This window comes from Streptomyces sp. NPDC059142, from assembly GCF_042755665.1.
In the GTDB taxonomy this organism is placed as follows: domain Bacteria; phylum Actinomycetota; class Actinomycetes; order Streptomycetales; family Streptomycetaceae; genus Streptomyces.
The window spans coordinates 13,841-30,082 of sequence record NZ_JBHZDA010000020.1 but is presented as its reverse complement, the minus strand read 5'-3'; the positions used below and the strand labels follow the sequence as shown (position 1 = coordinate 30,082).

The window sequence follows — 16,242 nt, the reverse complement described above, 5'->3', positions numbered from 1 at the left end:
TGACTCCGCCATAACCCCCCCCTTCCCGCCGTCACAGCCAGACCTACCCCCCGCACCCCCCCGAGACGCCCCCTCACTCCACCGCCCTGAACGCCGAAGCAGCCGCCACGGACGGGGTGCAGGCCGTCTCGGAGCAGGGGCGGCTCCAGTTGCGCGGCGGACACCGCGAGGGCGTACGGCACTTCCTGGTCACCGCGGACCCGGAGAGCGGCGACGCCGCAGGCGCCGAGGGGGACGGCGGGACGCGGGAGCTGGTCGGATACGGGCAGTTGGAGGACACCGACCCCATCGAGGCGCCCGCCGTCGAACTGGTGGTACGCCCCGGGCGGCGCGGCCGGGGCCACGGCCGGGCGCTGGGCAACGCGCTGCTGGGCGCCTCGGGGAAGCGGCTGCGGGCGTGGGCGCACGGCGGGAAGCCGGCCGCCCGCCATCTCGCGCAGGTGCTCGGGCTGACCCTCTTCCGCGAACTGCGCCAGCTCCGGCGCCCGTTGGCCCCGCTGGACATCGCCGAGCCGGTGCTGCCGCCCGGGGTCACCGTCCGCACCTTCGTCCCCGGGCAGGACGACACGGCCTGGCTCGCGGTCAACGCCGCCGCGTTCGCCCACCACCCGGAGCAGGGCGCGCTGACCCAGCGGGACCTGGACGACCGGATCGCGGAGTCCTGGTTCGACCCGAAGGGGTTCTTCCTGGCCGTGCGGGACGGGGAGCTGATCGGGTTCCACTGGACGAAGGTGCACGCCGAGGAGCAGCTCGGTGAGGTGTACGTCGTCGGCATCGGCCCGGACGCGCAGGGCGGCGGCCTCGGCAAGGCGCTCACCGCGATCGGGCTGCGCCACCTCGCGGCGCAGGCGCTGCCGACGGCGATGCTGTACGTGGACGCGGACAACACGGCGGCGGTGACGGTGTACGAACGGCTCGGCTTCGTCACGCACGAGGTGGACCTGATGTACCGCACGGAGACCTGAGCACGCCGGGCCTCCCCGGGGCCACGGACCCGTGCACACGCCGGGCCTCCCCGGGCCACCCGAACGGCGTACCGCGCCCGCCGGCCCCGGGGGGACCCGCCCCGCTTCCCTGCATGTCATGTCCCCGTTACCGGCCATTCAGAAGCCCTTGCGACCCTCGGTGAATGCAGCCCGAGCCCGCTGTACCCCCCACCCCGAACGGCACCCCGAACCGCACCACGGACGGCACTCCCGACGCCAGGACCGCCGCGAACGGCAGGATCCGCCTCACCCCCGCTCTCTCCGACGCGCCTGTCGTACCCTCCGCGCGGAAGAATAGGGACATGAGCCACCAGCCCGCCGAGGTTCCGGTCCAGCACTCCCAGCCCCCTCAGCAGCCGTCCGTCGGCTTCATAGCCGCGCACCGGCCCCATACGGTCGCCGCGACCGGGTCCGCGGGCGATCTCGAACCCGATCTCGACTCCGACCTCGACGCGTACGAGGAGGACCGCGACCACGGCGGCGCCGAGCTGCCCCAGGGCCGGTTCCTGGACCGCGAGCGGAGCTGGCTCGCGTTCAACGAGCGGGTGCTGGAGCTGGCCGAGGACCCGGCGACGCCGCTGCTCGAACGGGCCAACTTCCTCGCGATCTTCGCGTCCAACCTGGACGAGTTCTTCATGGTCAGGGTCGCGGGTCTGAAGCGGCGCATCGCGACCGGCGTCGCCACCCGCTCCGCCTCCGGCCTCCAGCCGCGCGAGGTGCTGGACCTGATCTGGACCCGCTCGCGCGAGCTCATGGCCCGCCACGCCGCCTGCTACCAGCAGGACGTCGCCCCCGCGCTGGCCGACGAGGGCATCCACATCATCCGCTGGCCCGAGCTGACCGAGAAGGAGCAGGCGCGGCTCTTCACCCTCTTCCGCCAGCAGATCTTCCCGGTCCTCACCCCGCTCGCGGTGGACCCGGCGCACCCGTTCCCGTACATCTCGGGGCTCTCCCTCAACCTCGCGGTCGTCGTACGGAACCCGGTCAGCGGCCACCGCCACTTCGCGCGGGTGAAGGTGCCGCCGCTGCTGGCCCGGTTCCTGGAGGCGTCGCCGCAGCGCTACGTCCCCCTCGAAGATGTGATCGCCGCACATCTGGAGGAGCTGTTCCCCGGTATGGAGGTGCTGGCGCACCACATGTTCCGGGTCACGCGCAACGAGGACCTGGAGGTCGAGGAGGACGACGCCGAGAACCTCCTCAAGGCGCTGGAGAAGGAGCTGATGCGGCGCCGCTTCGGGCCGCCGGTGCGCCTGGAGGTCGAGGAGTCCATCGACCCGTACGTCCTCGACCTGCTGGTCCGCGAGCTGAAGGTGTCCGACGCGGAGGTCTATCCGCTGCCGGGGCCGCTGGACCTCACCGCGCTCTTCCGGATCTCGTCGCTGGACCGGCCGGAGCTGAAGTTCCCCAAGTTCATCGCGGGCACGCACCGCGATCTCGCCGAGGTGGAGTCCGCCTCCGCGCCCGACATATTCGCGGCGCTGCGCGAACGCGACGTCCTGCTGCACCACCCGTACGACTCGTTCTCCACCTCCGTCCAGGCATTCCTGGAGCAGGCGGCGGCCGACCCGGACGTGCTGGCCATCAAGCAGACGCTGTACCGGACGTCCGGCGACTCCCCGATCGTGGACGCGCTGATAGACGCGGCGGAGTCCGGCAAGCAGGTTCTCGTCCTCGTCGAGATCAAGGCGCGCTTCGACGAGCAGGCCAACATCAAGTGGGCCAGGAAGCTGGAGGAGTCCGGCTGCCACGTGGTGTACGGGCTGGTCGGGCTGAAGACGCACTGCAAGCTCTCGCTGGTGGTACGGCAGGAGGGCGAGACCCTGCGCCGCTACAGCCACGTCGGCACCGGCAACTACCACCCGAAGACGGCCAGGCTCTACGAGGACCTGGGGCTGCTCACCGCGGACCCGCAGGTCGGCGCGGACCTCTCCGACCTCTTCAACCGGCTCTCCGGCTACTCGCGCCGGGAGACCTACCGGCGGCTGCTGGTCGCCCCGAAGTCCCTGCGGGACGGCCTCATCTCCCGGATCAACAAGGAGGTGGCGCACCACCGCGCCGGGCGGCCCGCGTACGTCCGTATCAAGGTCAACTCGATGGTGGACGAGGCGACCATCGACGCCTGTTACCGGGCGGCGCAGGCGGGTGTCCCGGTGGACATCTGGGTGCGCGGGATCTGTGCCGTACGGCCCGGAGTGGCGGGCCTGTCGGAGAACATCCGGGTGCGGTCGGTCCTGGGGCGCTTCCTGGAGCACTCCCGGATCTTCGCGTTCGGCAACGGCGGCGAGCCGGAGGTCTGGCTCGGCAGCGCCGACATGATGCACCGCAACCTCGACCGCCGTATCGAGGCGCTGGTCCGGATCACCGACCCGGCCCACCGCGCGGCGATCACCCGGCTCCTGGAGACCGGGATGTCCGACAACACGTCCTCCTGGCACCTGGGCGCGGACGGCAACTGGACCCGGCACTCCACGGACGCGGAGGGCCAGCCGCTGCGGCACGTACAGGAAATGCTCATAGACGCCCGGAGGCGCCGGCGTGCAGCACCATGAAGTGGACACCGACCGGGGCACGACATCCGGGACGGTGCCGTCCGCACCACCGGAACAGGCCGGGTCAGGGGCCTCGGGCGGTCCCGCCGACGCCGCCGGGAGCGCCGACTCCGCGGTTCCGGCCGCCGGGCGGCTGACGGCGGGCGAGATCCTGTCCGGGTATCTGCACGCCCGCGCGGGCGACTTCCTGCGCGGACTGCGGCTGTACGGCGAGAGCGGCGCGGACACCGCCGCCGCCGACGAGGCGGCCAGGACGCTGCGCGGCGCGGCGCGCCGGATCAGCGGCGCGCTGCACACCTACCGGCCGCTGCTCGACCCCGCCTCGGCCGACCAGCTCCGTGCGGAGCTGGGCTGGCTCTCCGGCACCCTCGCCCAGGAGCACGCCTGCACCAGCCGGCTGCACCGGCTGCTGGGGGCGCTGGCCCGGCTCTCGGGCGCGGTCGTGCCGCAGCCGGGACCCGCACCGGCGGGTACGGGGACGGCGGGCGCGGGGCGGACCGGCACCCTGGCCGTGGGCACGCTGACGGTCGGGGCGTCCCGGGCGGGCGCGCTGCTGGAGCGCCAGCTCACCCTGGCCAGGACCCGCGCGCACTCGTCGGCGCTCCAGGCGCTGGGCTCGTCCCGCTTCCACGCGGTGGCGGACGCGGTGGCCGTACTCGCCTCCGAGGTGCCGCTGGTACCGCTGGCGGGCGCGCCCGCCGTCGAGGTGCTGGCGGGCCCCGGCGAGGCGACCGAGGCGCGGCTCCTGGACGCCGTGGCCGCGCTGCCGCTGGCCCGCGCGGCCCATCCGTACAACGCGGAGGCCCTGGTCCACGGCCTGGCCACCACGTCCGACGGGGAGACCCAGGACGCGCCCTGGCACCAGGTACGGCGGCTGCTGCGGCTGCACCGCTACACCCAGGAGGTGTGGTGCGCGGGCGGCGCCCCCGATCCGGCGCTGCTCGCGGCGGGCCAGGCCCTGGACCGGCACCGCGACGCGGCCGAGGCGGCAGCGGCGGCGGCGAACGCGGCCCGCACCCCCCGGATCGCCCCGACGACGGCGTACGCGCTGGGCGTGCTCCACGCCGACCAGCGCCACGAGGTCGAGGCGGCGCGCTTCGCGTTCCAGCAGCTCTGGCAGAAGGCGGCGGTGACACGATGACCGAGGGGACCCGGGGAACGGTCCTGGCGGCGGGGTGCGTGCTGTGGCGCCGGGCCCCCTCCAAGGACGACGGCGTGGAGATCTGCCTCGTGCACCGGCCCAAGTACGACGACTGGTCGCACCCCAAGGGCAAGCTCAAGCGCGGCGAGAGCGCCCTGGCCGGGGCGGTCCGCGAGGTCCTGGAGGAGACCGGCCACCACTGCGCGCCGGGCGCCCGCCTGGAGACCGTCCACTACCTGGCCCAGGGGCGCCCCAAGGAGGTCAGCTACTGGGCGGCCGAGGCGACGGTCGGCGTCTTCGTCCCCAACAGCGAGGTGGACCGTGTGCTCTGGCTGACCCCGGAGGCCGCCCGCACCCGGCTGACCCAGCCGCGCGACCGCGCCCTGGTGGACGGGCTGCTCGCCGCCCTGCACGCGACCTGACGCGCCCGGCCCGCCCCGCGCGGCGGGCGCTCCGCTACGGCCGCCGTACCTCGAACTGGAAGCAGCCGTACTCCACGGCCCGTACATGCACCAGCGCCACCTCCGGCTCCGCGAACGCGTCGGCGAGAGCCCGGTCGAAACCGGCCGTGGCGTCCTCGGGGATCTCGAAGAGCCGCCCGCCGGCGATGCGCCCCCGGGCGTCGTACCGGCGGAGGGTACGGAGCGCCCCCGCCCGCGCGAACGGGTACCCGGCGACGTCCTCCGGCCCCGGGCACGCCCCGGCGTGGATGAAGACCGGCCCCGCCTCGTCGTACGCCCCCGGCTCGGCGCCGTGCGCCGCCGCCCAGCGCCGCAGGGGCGCGTACGAGACGAGCGCGATCCGCTCGCCGGCGACGGCGCCGCGCAGACAGCAGCGCAGCGGACTGCCCACGCACCGCAGGGGCACGCCGTCCTCCCGCACGGTGAACGGCCGCAGCGCCCGCCCCGAGTCGTCCGTGGCGCGCAGCTCCGCGAGGACGCCGGAGGGGATGGGCAGCGGGGTGTGGGCGGCGGTGGCGCCGACGGCGCCGGTGGCCGGGGTGGACAGGGCCGTGGACTCCGGTGTGTATGCGCTCATACGGCCAGTCTTCGCGGCCTTTCCCGAGCGCGCCGGCGGCATTCGGACGCCGAGTACGGAGCCGGGCACGCGCCCCCCACAGCTCGGCCGGAATTCGAACCCCAGGGTGTCCGACGAGGTTCACCTTCCGTTCACCCCCTTCCGTCGGCGGCTTCACCTGATCTGCCTAATTTCGGCCTTACACGGTGACGGTTCAAGCGCCGCACCGGCCACCTCGTCGCACGCCGCCGTACAACGGTCAGACCGGCGGCTCCTGGAAGGAACACCCGAAAAGTGAAGCTTCAGCGCAAGAACGGGCTGCGCGCCACCGCGCTCGGTGCCCTCGCCGTCTCCGGCGCCCTGGTTCTCACGGCGTGCGGTTCGGACAACAACAGCGAGGGAAGCACCAGCAGCAGCGGCACGAAGTCCAGCGCCGCCTCCAGCGCCGTGTGCAAGGACGCCAAGGGCCAGCTGCTCGCGTCCGGCTCCAGCGCGCAGAAGAACGCCATGGACCTCTGGGTGAAGAACTACATGGCGACCTGCTCCGGTGTGGAGGTCAACTACAAGTCCTCCTCCTCCGGCGAGGGCATCGTCGCGTTCAACCAGGGCACGGTCGGCTTCGCCGGTTCCGACTCGGCGCTCAAGCCCGAAGAGGTCGCGGACTCCAAGAAGACGTGCACCGGCGGCGGCCAGGGCATCAACCTGCCGATGGTCGGCGGACCGATCGCGATCGGTTACCACCTGGAGGGTGTGGACGGCCTCGTCCTCGACGCGCCCACCCTCGCCAAGATCTTCGACAGCAAGATAAAGACCTGGAACGACCCGGCGATCAAGGCCCTCAACCCGTCGGCCAAGCTCCCGAACAAGCCGATCCAGGCGTTCCACCGCTCCGAGGACTCCGGCACCACGCAGAACCTCGGCAAGTACCTGGGTGCCACGGCCTCCTCCGACTGGAAGTACGAGGCCGAGAAGAAGTGGCCCGCCCCCGGTGGCCAGGCCGCTTCCGGCTCCGCCGGTGTCGCCACGCAGGTCAAGCAGGTGGACGGCTCGATCGGTTACTTCGAGCTCTCCTACGCCACCTCGCAGAAGCTCTCCACGGTCAAGATCGACACGGGCGCCAGCGCCCCCGTCGAGGCGACCTCGGAGAACGCCTCCAAGGCCATCGCCGCCGCCAAGGTCAAGGGCACCGGCAAGGACCTGGCGCTCGACCTCGACTACGCCACCAAGGCCGACGGCGCCTACCCGATCGTCCTGGTGACGTACGAGATCGCCTGCGACAAGGGCAACAAGCCCGCCACGCTCGCCACGATGAAGTCCTTCCTGAACTACACCGCCAGCGAGGACGGCCAGAAGCTGCTCTCCGAGGCGGGCTACGCCCCGATCCCGGCCGAGATCAACGCGAAGGTCCGCGAGACCGTCGCCTCGCTCTCCTAGTGGGACCGGCCTTCCCGCATCCCGTGCGGGAAGGCCACGTACCTCAGCTCCACGGTGACGGCAGCCGGCCCGGCGCACCCCTCCGGGCCGGTGGCCGTCGCCCACCCCATCCGGTGCACCGCCGCCAGGGGAGCCGGCGCTCCCCCACACAGACCGGAAAGACATGGCTTCCACCACACCGATAGACGTTCCGCCGGCCCCGCCGGCCGACCCCCCGTCCCGCCCCACCACGGGCCGCGCGGGCGACAAGATCTTCTCGGGCCTCTCCAGGGGCTCGGGCATTCTGCTGCTCGTCCTCATGGCGTCGATCGCGGTGTTCCTCAGCTACCGCTCGGTCATCGCCATCTCGAAGGACGAGGGCAACTTCCTCACCACCTTCGACTGGAACCCCTCCGCGAGCCCGCCGGTCTTCGGTATCGCGGTCCTGCTCTTCGGCACGATCGTCAGCTCGATCATCGCGATGGTCATCGCGGTTCCGATCGCTGTCGGCATCGCCCTGTTCATCTCGCACTACGCGCCGCGCAAGGTGGCCTCTCCCCTCGCGTACGTGGTGGACCTGCTGGCCGCCGTGCCGAGCATCATCTACGGCATCTGGGGTGCCGTGGTGCTCGTGCCGTACCTCGGCGGTCTCAACAGCTGGCTCGACGAGTACTTCGCGTGGACGTACATCTTCGACCAGACGCAGCCCGGCGTCGCCAGGAACATGCTCACCGTCGGCATCCTGCTGGCGATCATGATCCTGCCGATCGTGACCAGCGTCAGCCGTGAGGTCTTCCTCCAGGTCCCGCGGATGAACGAGGAGGCCGCGCTCGCGCTCGGCGCCACCCGCTGGGAGGTCATCCGGCTCTCGGTGCTGCCCTTCGGTCGCTCCGGTGTCATCTCCGCCTCCATGCTGGGTCTCGGCCGCGCGCTCGGCGAGACGATGGCCGTCGCCACGGTCCTCTCCCCGAACTACCTGATCTCGCTCCATCTGCTCGACCCGGGCGGCGGCACGTTCGCCCAGAACATCGCGGCGAAGTTCGACGAGGCCGACGAGCTGGGGCGCGACGCCCTGATCGCCTCCGGTCTGGTCCTCTTCGTCCTCACCCTGCTGGTGAACGGTGCGGCCCGGCTGATCATCGCGCGCCGCAAGGAGTACTCGGGGGCCAACGCATGAGCCACGCGACCATCCAGGACACGCCGACGCCCCTGCCGCCGTCCGGCGGCCGGCGCGGCAGCCTCAGCCAGCGCAGCCTGCCGAGCTGGGCCCCGGCCGGCTTCGCCGCGACCGGCGTGCTCATCGGCGCCGGTATCGGCGCGGGCGCGGGGCTCAGCAGCAAGGTCCAGTGGGGCCTGATCGCCGTCGTCGCCTTCCTCGCCATCTCGTACACCGTCACGACGGCCGTCGAGAACCAGCGCCAGGCCAAGGACCGGCTCGCCACCAGCGTCGTCTGGGTCTGCTTCGTCCTCGCGGTCATCCCGCTGTTCTCGCTGCTGTGGACCACGATCACGCGCGGCGTGAAGGTACTCGACCTCGACTTCCTGACGCACTCGATGGCCGGGGTCCTGGGCTCCGAGGCGAACGGCGGCGTCTACCACGCGCTGATCGGCACGCTGGAGCAGGTCGGCATCGCCACGGTGATCGCCACGCCGCTCGGTCTGCTGACCGCCGTCTACCTGGTGGAGTACGGCAAGGGCTCGCTCGCCAAGGCGGTGACGTTCTTCGTGGACGTCATGACGGGCATCCCGTCGATCGTCGCCGGTCTGTTCATCCTCTCGCTGATGCTGATGACCAAGACCGAGCCGTCCGGCCTGATGGGCTCGTTCGCGCTGACCATCCTGATGCTCCCCGTCGTGGTCCGCTCCACCGAGGAGATGCTCAAGCTCGTACCCAACGAGCTGCGCGAGGCCGCGCTCGCCCTCGGCGTACCGAAGTGGCGGGTGATCCTCAAGGTGGTCCTGCCGACCGCGATCGGCGGCATCACCACCGGTGTGATGCTCGCGATCGCGCGTATCGCGGGTGAGACCGCGCCGATCATCCTTCTCGTCTTCGGCAGCCAGCTCATCAACAACAACCCCTTCGAGGGTGCCCAGTCGTCGCTGCCCTTCTACATCTACGAGCAGTACAAGCTCGGTGAAGTGGCGTCGTACGACCGTGCGTGGGCGGCAGCGCTGGTGCTGATCGCGTTCGTGATGATCCTGAACCTGGTGGCGCGCGGTATCGCCCGCTGGAAGGCCCCGAAGACCGGCCGCTGAGGCCCGAGACCCGGCTCCGCCGCGCGGAGCCACGAAAGAAGCAGTGGTTGTAATGGCCAAGCGCATCGACGTCAGCGGACTGACCGCCTTCTACGGCTCCCACCGGGCCATCGACGACATCTCGATGACCGTCGAGCCCCGCTCCGTGACGGCCTTCATCGGCCCGTCCGGCTGCGGCAAGTCCACCTTTCTGCGCACCCTGAACCGGATGCACGAGGTCACCCCGGGTGGCCGCGTCGAGGGCAAGGTGCTCCTGGACGACGAGAACCTGTACGGGTCCAACGTCGACCCGGTCGCGGTACGCCGTACCGTCGGCATGGTCTTCCAGCGCCCGAACCCCTTCCCGACCATGTCGATCTTCGACAATGTGGCGGCCGGGCTCCGGCTGAACGGCACCGTCCGCAAGAACGAGCTGGCGGACGTCGTCGAGAAGTCCCTCAAGGGCGCCAACCTCTGGAACGAGGTCAAGGACCGCCTCAACAAGCCCGGCTCCGGCCTCTCCGGCGGCCAGCAGCAGCGTCTGTGCATCGCCCGCGCGATCGCGGTCGAGCCGGAGGTGCTGCTGATGGACGAGCCGTGCTCGGCGCTGGACCCGATCTCGACGCTGGCGATCGAGGACCTGATCGGTGAGCTGAAGGAGCGCTTCACGATCGTCATCGTGACGCACAACATGCAGCAGGCGGCGCGGGTCTCGGACCGTACGGCCTTCTTCAACCTGGCGGCCGTCGGCCAGCCCGGCAAGCTCATCGAGATAGACGAGACCGAGCGGATCTTCGCCAACCCGTCCGTGCAGGCGACGGAGGACTACATCTCCGGCCGCTTCGGATAACCCCGGACGGACCTGGCGACACAGACGTCCTGCGGTGCTGCATGGCGGTGCCACCGCAAGACGAAGGGCCCGCCCCCTCTCCCAGGGGGGCGGGCCCCATCACGTGGTACGGACCGGCGCCGGCCGAAGACGTCGGCCGAAGGCACCGGTCGAAGGGTGCGGTCGAAGGCACCGGTCGAAGGGTGCGGTCGAAGGCACCGGTCGAAGGGTCCGGTCGAAGGGCAGCAGCCGAAGACCTCAGCCGAAGGCGAGGTTGACCAGCCAGAAGCTGACGGCCGCCACCAGCGCCGCCGCGGGCATCGTGATGAACCAGCCCAGAATGATGTTCTTGGCGACCCCCCAGCGGACCGCGTTCACCCGCTTCGTCGCCCCCACACCCATGATCGCCGAGGTGATGACATGGGTCGTCGAGATCGGCGCGTGGAACAGGAACGCCGAGCCGAACATGATCGACGCCCCCGTCGTCTCCGCCGCGAAGCCCTGCGGCGGGTCCAGCTCGATGATCTTCCGACCGAGCGTCCGCATGATGCGCCAGCCGCCCGCGTACGTACCGAGGGAGAGCATCAGCGCGCAGACGATCTTCACCCAGACCGGGATCTCGTCGCCGGAGCCCTCGACATCGGCGATGACCAGGGCCATCACCACGATGCCCATCGTCTTCTGCGCGTCCTGGAGGCCGTGGCCGAGCGCCATTCCCGCCGCCGAGACGGTCTGGGCTATCCGGAAGCCGCGCTTGGCCTTGTGCGGGTTGGTCCTGCGGAACATCCACATGATCGCGACCATCACCAGATAGCCCACGACCAGACCGATGACCGGCGAGACGAACATCGGGATGACGATCTTCTCCAGGACCCCGCCCCAGATCACCTCCGTACCGCCGGCGAGCGCCGCGCCCACCATGCCGCCGAACAGCGCGTGCGAGGAGGAGGACGGCAGACCGAAGTACCAGGTGACCAGGTTCCAGACGACCGCGCCGACCAGCGCGGAGAAGAGGATGCCCATCCCGCGCGAGCCGTGCGGGGTGGCGATCAGCCCCTCGCTGACGGTCTTGGCGACGCCCTGCCCCAGGAACGCGCCGGCGAGGTTCATGACGGCGGCCATCGCGAGCGCGGCACGCGGGGTCAGGGCCCGGGTGGAGACCGAGGTCGCGATCGCGTTCGCGGAGTCGTGGAAGCCGTTGGTGTACGTGAAGCCGAGCGCGACACCGATGGTCACGATCAGCGCAAAGGTGTCCACGTGGTTCAGGACTCCTTGACGGCGATGGTCTCCACCGTGTTCGCGACGTGCTCGAACGCGTCGGCGGCCTCTTCGAGCACGTCGACGATCTGCTTGAGCTTGAGTACTTCCATCGCGTCGTACTTGCCGTTGAAGAGGTGGGCGAGCAGCTTGCGGTGGATCTGGTCGGCCTGGTTCTCCAGCCGGTTGACCTCGATCCAGTACTCGGTGAGGTTGTTCATCGTCCGCAGGTGCGGCATGGCCTCGGCGGTCAGCTCGGCGGCGCGCGCGAGGACCTCGATCTGCTGCTCGACGCCCTTGGGAAGCTCTTCGACGTTGTAGAGGACGACCAGGTCGACGGCCTCCTCCATGTAATCCATGATGTCGTCGAGCTGGGACGCCAGGTTGTAGATGTCCTCGCGGTCGAACGGCGTGATGAAGGAGGAGTTGAGCTGATGGAAGATCGCGTGGGTGGCGTCGTCGCCCGCGTGCTCCGCTGCCCTCATCCGCTCCGCGATCTCGGCCCGGGCGGAGGAATCCGCACCGAGGAGTTCCATCAGGAGCTTGGAGCCCGTGACGATGTTGTCCGCGGACGCGGCAAACATGTCGTAGAAGCTCGTCTCCCTGGGGGTCAGACGAAATCGCACGTGGGGTCCTCGGGTTACATGGATTCGGTCAGAGGTGATGCTAGGCGCATCATCCGGCCACAGCTAACCGGCACCCCAGTGTCACTCATGGGTCAAGGAGATGAGCACAGGGCCCTGCCCCAAGGCTCACAGACGGGTACCATATACCCACGTGGGGTATATCCCCCTTTTCGGGCGGCGCGTACGGAGCGCACAGAACACCAGCAGGAGGACGCGATGACGACCACAGAGGCGGCCGGCGCGGCGACGGGCGGCGCGCCCTCCGTGACGAACGCGACGTCCGCGACGTCCGCGACGTCCGCGGCGGGCACGGCGGGCGCCCCGGAGGCGACGCCGGTGACCGAAACCGATCACGACCGCGGGGTGCACGGCTACCACCACCAGAAGGCCGAGCACCTCAAACGACTGCGCCGGATCGAGGGCCAGATCCGCGGTCTCCAGCGCCTGGTCGACGAGGACGTCTACTGCATCGACATACTCACCCAGGTCTCCGCTTCCACGAAGGCGCTCCAGTCCTTCGCCCTCCAGCTCCTGGAGGAGCACCTGCGGCACTGCGTGGCCGACGCCGCGGTCAAGGGCGGCGACGAGATCGACGCGAAGGTGGAGGAGGCGACGAAGGCGATCGCCCGGCTGCTCCGCACCTGACCGGCCCCCGGCCCGACCGGGTACGCCCTGCTCAGGCCAGGTCAGGTCAGGTCGGCCCTGGGCAGTTCGGTCCTGGGCGGCGGGTCGGTCCTGGCCGGGTCGGTCCCGGCTTGGCGCGCCCCGGCCTGGCGCGCCCCGGTCGCCCACGCACTCACTCGGAACAGGGCTCCCGCCGGCGGGGCGACCGCGCCGGCTGCGGGTGACGCGGAGGCGCCGGACGCTCGGCCCGTACGTTCAGCACCTCGTCGATCCGGTCCGGGCTGAGCCGCTCCCCGTCCGTCGCGGACGCCGCGATCATCAGCTCGCCGCACCACTCGATCTCGGCGAGGGCCACATGGTCGTGAACGGTCGGCGTACGCACCAGAGCCACGTGCCCTCACCTCTTCCTGCCGGTCCGTCCGGTCCCGCCGGTCTCGGCTTCCTAGCGTAGGGAGGGTGATACACACCGCGCATGGCACGTCCGGACCATTTCCGCCTTGGTCCTCCTCGGTTACGGCTTGATCTGATCTTGCCGCCCCGGTACCGCTCAGGTCTTGATCTCTCCGCTGAAGATGTCGTCCTCCGGGGGCAGCGTGACCGTGACCCGCTCCCCGAACGCGTACAGCAGCGTCGTCGAGGCGACCTCGACCGGCTCCCCCTGGTTGAGATAGCTGAAGCGGTGCCGCACCTTGCGCAGCCGCCCCGCCTCGTCGAGGTACGCGTCGAAGGGCACCGCGTCCGCGCCGAACCCTTTCGCCGCGGCGGCCAGCGCCCCGCGCGCGTCCGCCGACGCCGCCCGCGCCGCCCGGCCCAGATCGGTGACCCCCCGGTAGTGCCAGACCCGCACCCCGGCCAGATCCTGCTCCCCCACAAAGGTCACATCCCGGGCGGCCCGCAGCAGCTCCGCGGAGGTGAGCGGATCCGTCACCCCGCCGGTGACCAGATTCCCGTCCTCCAGCACCGTCGAGTCGACCCTGACCCACTTGTCGGCGGGCACCCCGGCGCCGCGGTTCTTCATGTAGAGGACGCCCGGCGAGAGCAGTTCGGTGATCGGCCGGTGCTCGCTCGTGCCCGCCGGGTCCCGGGGCAGGACGACCTGGAGCCGCCCCATCCGGCGGCCGAAGTCGTACCCGCCCTCGCCCCTGATGGTCACCCGGGTCCCGCCGGCCGCCATCTCCATGGACGTGCGCGCCTTCGAGCTGCCCGCGACCCGCAGCGCGTCGGCAGCCTTCAGCACCGCCCCGGGATCGCTGCCCGGCCGGTCGTCGGCGGCCACACCACCGCTCGCGGAACAGCCGCCGCCCGCCGCCGCCACGACCCCCGCCACGGCCAGCGCGGCGAACGCCGCTCCTCTGTGTCCGTGCTGCCGCACCACCATCGCCTGCCAACCCCCAACGCGTGACCACCGATTGTCCGAAGCCCACCCGTTCCGGATAACGACGTGCCCCGTGACCCGTCACGCCGCACCGGGTCACGGGGCGCGGACTCACCGGTACGGTGGAGAGGTGAGCGAGCACGACGTCTCCGAACCCCCCACCGTCCTCTCCGCCCCGGCCCCCGCCGCGCCCGCGTCCCCCACCGCGGTGCGTACGGCGCATACGGCGTCGACCGTCGAACGCGGGTCGTTCTGTCTGGCCCGCTGCACCTGCGGCTGGTCGGGCCCGGCCCGAAGAGCCCGCGACCGTGCCCGTGCGGACGCCGCCGCCCACACCGGGGAGAGCGGGCGCACCGCGCGGAGCGGCCACCCCGGCGACGCCCCGCCCCCGGACGCCCCGCGCTGAGACTCCCGCCACCCGGTGGAACCCGCCGCACCCCGTGCCCCGTCCTGTACTCCGACGGATCGCCGAGGGGACGCGGTCACCGGGAGGGGCGTACATGGAACGGCGCACACTGCTCACCGCCGCGGTCGGCCTCGCGGCCACCACAACGGCCTGTTCGGGCAAGGGAAGCGGTACGGAGGGCGGCGCCGGCAACGGTACGGACGACGCCGGGGCCGGGTCGGGAAAGGCACCGGGCCACGCCGAGCCGTCCCCCTCCCGGACCGCCTCCACGCCCGCCCCCGCGACCGGCCCGAGCTGGACCGCGCTCGCACGGGGGCTCGACGGCACGCTCGTACGGCCCGGGGAGGCCGCGTACGACACGGCCCGGCAGCTCTACAACACCCGCTACGACACGCTGAGGCCCGCCGCCGTCGCCTATGTCTCCGGCGAGGACGACATCCGCGAGTGCCTCGCCTTCGCGCGCACGCACCGTACGCCCGTCTCGATCCGCGGCGGCGGCCACTCGTACGCGGGCTTCTCCAGCGGCGACGGCCGGCTCGTCATCGACGTGACCCGCCTCGACGCGCTCACGTCCACGGCCACCGGGACCACGGTCGGCGCGGGCGCCCGGCTCTCCGGCGTCTACCGCGCGCTCGCCGCCCGCGGCCGGACGATCCCCGCCGGATCCTGCCCCACGGTCGGCGTCGCCGGGCTCACCCTGGGCGGCGGCCACGGCGTCACCTCCCGCGCCTACGGCCTCACCTGCGACAGCCTCCTCTCCGCGACCCTCCTCACCGCCGACGGCAAGCGCCTGACCGCCGACGCCCGGCGGAACCCGGACCTCTTCTGGGCGCTGCGCGGCGCCGGGAACGGCAACTTCGGCGTCGTCACCGAGCTGCGTTTCCGTACCCACCCGGCGCCCGAGGTGGTCGTCGCGAACGCGAGCTGGCCGTGGTCGAAGGCGGACACCCTGCTCGCCGCCTGGCAGACCTGGGGGCCCGAGCAGCCCGACGAGATCTGGTCCGCCCTCCATCTCTCGGCGGGCCCGGGCGGCATCACGCCCACCATCTCCCTCTCCGTGCTCTCGCTCGGCACCGAGCAGGACCTCAAGAACGCGGTCGACCGGCTCGCCGACGGCCCCGGCGGCCCCGGCTCCGCGCGCTCGGTCTCCGTACGCCGCCGCGGCTACGAGGAGGCGATGCTCGGATACGCGGGCTGCGCCGGCTACACCGAGGAGCAGTGCAGCCTGCCCGGCACGCTCCCCGGCCGCGACCCCGGCGGCGCGCTCGGACGCGAGACGTACGCCGGGGCCTCCGACTTCTTCGACCGCTCGCTCTCCGCCGCGGGCCGGCGCGCCCTGACCGGCGCGGTCGAGGGGTTCACCCGGCTCCCGGCCGCCCAGGGAGGCGCCGGGACGATCGCGCTCACCGCGCTCGGCGGGGCGATCAACCGCGTCGATCCGGCGGCGACGGCCTTCGTCCACCGGCGCTCGCGGATGCTGGCCCAGTACATCGGCGCGTGGCGCCCGGGAGCCCCGGGCACGGAGCAGCGCGCCTGGCTGAAGAGCGCCCACGGGGCGATGCGGCGGTACGCGTCGGGCGCGGCCTACCAGAACTACGCCGACCCGGCGCTGACCGACTGGCGCGCGGCGTACTACGGCTCGGCGGCGCAGCGGCTGACCGGGCTGAAGAACCGGTACGACCCGGACGGGCTCTTCGACTTCCCGCAGGCGCTGTAGGCCCCGTACACGCCCCGTACCCCCGGACGCTCCTCCCGGCGTGTCCGGCGGGCCTCCCGGCGTGTCC

15 protein-coding genes and 1 pseudogene are annotated in these 16,242 nt (G+C 71.7%); 11 read left to right on the top strand and 5 right to left on the bottom strand.

All coding sequences use genetic code 11. The features are described 5' to 3' along the window. Positions 1 to 83: 83 nt before the first annotated feature. The 4 genes and pseudogenes from mshD to ACFXPK_RS10620 form a co-directional block, all read left to right on the top strand. Positions 84 to 965 (top strand): annotated as a pseudogene (gene mshD / locus ACFXPK_RS10635) (mycothiol synthase); the annotation flags it as partial. A 323-nt stretch (positions 966 to 1,288) separates the two neighbouring features. Beyond that, positions 1,289 to 3,535 carry an RNA degradosome polyphosphate kinase gene (locus tag ACFXPK_RS10630; protein WP_384995970.1) on the top strand — a complete coding sequence of 749 codons (2,247 nt, stop codon included), beginning with the start codon at positions 1,289 to 1,291 and terminating at the stop codon, positions 3,533 to 3,535. A 133-nt stretch (positions 3,536 to 3,668) separates the two neighbouring features. Further along, positions 3,669 to 4,676, top strand: a complete 1,008-nt coding sequence (locus tag ACFXPK_RS10625) for a CHAD domain-containing protein (protein WP_385073975.1) — start codon at positions 3,669 to 3,671, stop codon at positions 4,674 to 4,676. Further along, complete coding sequence (locus ACFXPK_RS10620) at positions 4,673 to 5,098, top strand: NUDIX hydrolase (protein ID WP_385073850.1); 426 nt, start codon at positions 4,673 to 4,675, stop codon at positions 5,096 to 5,098. The genes ACFXPK_RS10625 and ACFXPK_RS10620 overlap by 4 nt, the downstream gene beginning before the upstream one ends. Positions 5,099 to 5,132: 34 nt before the next feature. Here the strand turns inward: ACFXPK_RS10620 and ACFXPK_RS10615 are convergent, their stop codons facing one another. Then, a complete protein-coding gene (locus ACFXPK_RS10615) occupies positions 5,133 to 5,714 on the bottom strand; it encodes a DUF1203 domain-containing protein (protein ID WP_385073847.1) in 582 nt (193 codons plus the stop codon). Positions 5,715 to 5,987: 273 nt separating this feature from the next. Here ACFXPK_RS10615 and pstS point away from each other — a divergent pair, with 273 nt between their 5' ends. The 4 genes from pstS to pstB all read left to right on the top strand — a co-directional run bounded on the left by pstS (position 5,988) and on the right by pstB (position 10,191). Next, a complete protein-coding gene (pstS, locus tag ACFXPK_RS10610; protein ID WP_384995962.1) occupies positions 5,988 to 7,127 on the top strand; it encodes a phosphate ABC transporter substrate-binding protein PstS in 1,140 nt (379 codons plus the stop codon). 163 nt (positions 7,128 to 7,290) lie between these two features. After that, entirely contained in the window at positions 7,291 to 8,283 is a 993-nt protein-coding gene (gene pstC / locus ACFXPK_RS10605) for a phosphate ABC transporter permease subunit PstC (protein WP_384995959.1), read from the top strand. Further along, a complete protein-coding gene (gene pstA / locus ACFXPK_RS10600) occupies positions 8,280 to 9,362 on the top strand; it encodes a phosphate ABC transporter permease PstA (protein ID WP_385073843.1) in 1,083 nt (360 codons plus the stop codon). The genes pstC and pstA overlap by 4 nt, the downstream gene beginning before the upstream one ends. A 52-nt stretch (positions 9,363 to 9,414) precedes the next feature. Next, entirely contained in the window at positions 9,415 to 10,191 is a 777-nt protein-coding gene (gene pstB, locus ACFXPK_RS10595; RefSeq protein ID WP_384995954.1) for a phosphate ABC transporter ATP-binding protein PstB, read from the top strand. Positions 10,192 to 10,428: 237 nt separating this feature from the next. Here pstB and ACFXPK_RS10590 read toward each other — a convergent pair whose 3' ends face one another. Next, on the bottom strand, positions 10,429 to 11,427 hold the full coding sequence (locus tag ACFXPK_RS10590) for an anion permease (RefSeq protein ID WP_384995951.1): 999 nt from the start codon (positions 11,425 to 11,427) through the stop codon (positions 10,429 to 10,431). 5 nt (positions 11,428 to 11,432) lie between these two features. Further along, the gene (locus tag ACFXPK_RS10585) at positions 11,433 to 12,053 is read right to left on the bottom strand and encodes a DUF47 family protein (RefSeq protein WP_329824694.1); all 621 of its coding nucleotides are present in this window, start codon (positions 12,051 to 12,053) and stop codon (positions 11,433 to 11,435) included. 216 nt (positions 12,054 to 12,269) lie between these two features. Here ACFXPK_RS10585 and ACFXPK_RS10580 point away from each other — a divergent pair, with 216 nt between their 5' ends. Next, positions 12,270 to 12,698 carry a metal-sensitive transcriptional regulator gene (locus ACFXPK_RS10580; RefSeq protein ID WP_385073840.1) on the top strand — a complete coding sequence of 143 codons (429 nt, stop codon included), beginning with the start codon at positions 12,270 to 12,272 and terminating at the stop codon, positions 12,696 to 12,698. A 151-nt stretch (positions 12,699 to 12,849) separates the two neighbouring features. On the opposite strand, the gene ACFXPK_RS10575 is transcribed toward ACFXPK_RS10580, so the two are convergent. Then, positions 12,850 to 13,068, bottom strand: a complete 219-nt coding sequence (locus ACFXPK_RS10575) for a hypothetical protein (protein WP_384995944.1) — start codon at positions 13,066 to 13,068, stop codon at positions 12,850 to 12,852. A gap of 156 nt (positions 13,069 to 13,224) precedes the next feature. Beyond that, on the bottom strand, positions 13,225 to 14,055 hold the full coding sequence (locus ACFXPK_RS10570; protein WP_385073838.1) for a hypothetical protein: 831 nt from the start codon (positions 14,053 to 14,055) through the stop codon (positions 13,225 to 13,227). 127 nt (positions 14,056 to 14,182) lie between these two features. On the opposite strand from ACFXPK_RS10570, the gene ACFXPK_RS10565 reads away from it, so the two are divergent. Together ACFXPK_RS10565 and ACFXPK_RS10560 are read left to right on the top strand one after the other, a co-directional pair. Continuing rightward, positions 14,183 to 14,458 (top strand): hypothetical protein, encoded by a 276-nt coding sequence (locus ACFXPK_RS10565; RefSeq protein ID WP_384995939.1) that lies wholly within the window; start codon positions 14,183 to 14,185, stop codon positions 14,456 to 14,458. A 94-nt stretch (positions 14,459 to 14,552) separates the two neighbouring features. Continuing rightward, positions 14,553 to 16,175 (top strand): FAD-binding oxidoreductase, encoded by a 1,623-nt coding sequence (locus ACFXPK_RS10560; protein ID WP_385073836.1) that lies wholly within the window; start codon positions 14,553 to 14,555, stop codon positions 16,173 to 16,175. Positions 16,176 to 16,242: the final 67 nt, after the last annotated feature.

Bases quoted from the DNA above. Each gene is read 5' to 3' on its own strand.
- pstC (WP_384995959.1), top strand. From the start codon at position 7,291: ATGGCTTCCACCACACCGATAGACGTTCCGCCGGCCCCGCCGGCCGAC.
- ACFXPK_RS10560 (WP_385073836.1), top strand. From the start codon at position 14,553: ATGGAACGGCGCACACTGCTCACCGCCGCGGTCGGCCTCGCGGCCACC.
- ACFXPK_RS10570 (WP_385073838.1), bottom strand. From the start codon at position 14,055: ATGGTGGTGCGGCAGCACGGACACAGAGGAGCGGCGTTCGCCGCGCTG.
- pstB (WP_384995954.1), top strand. From the start codon at position 9,415: ATGGCCAAGCGCATCGACGTCAGCGGACTGACCGCCTTCTACGGCTCC.
- ACFXPK_RS10615 (WP_385073847.1), bottom strand. From the start codon at position 5,714: ATGAGCGCATACACACCGGAGTCCACGGCCCTGTCCACCCCGGCCACC.
- ACFXPK_RS10580 (WP_385073840.1), top strand. From the start codon at position 12,270: ATGACGACCACAGAGGCGGCCGGCGCGGCGACGGGCGGCGCGCCCTCC.
- ACFXPK_RS10620 (WP_385073850.1), top strand. From the start codon at position 4,673: ATGACCGAGGGGACCCGGGGAACGGTCCTGGCGGCGGGGTGCGTGCTG.
- ACFXPK_RS10630 (WP_384995970.1), top strand. From the start codon at position 1,289: ATGAGCCACCAGCCCGCCGAGGTTCCGGTCCAGCACTCCCAGCCCCCT.
- pstA (WP_385073843.1), top strand. From the start codon at position 8,280: ATGAGCCACGCGACCATCCAGGACACGCCGACGCCCCTGCCGCCGTCC.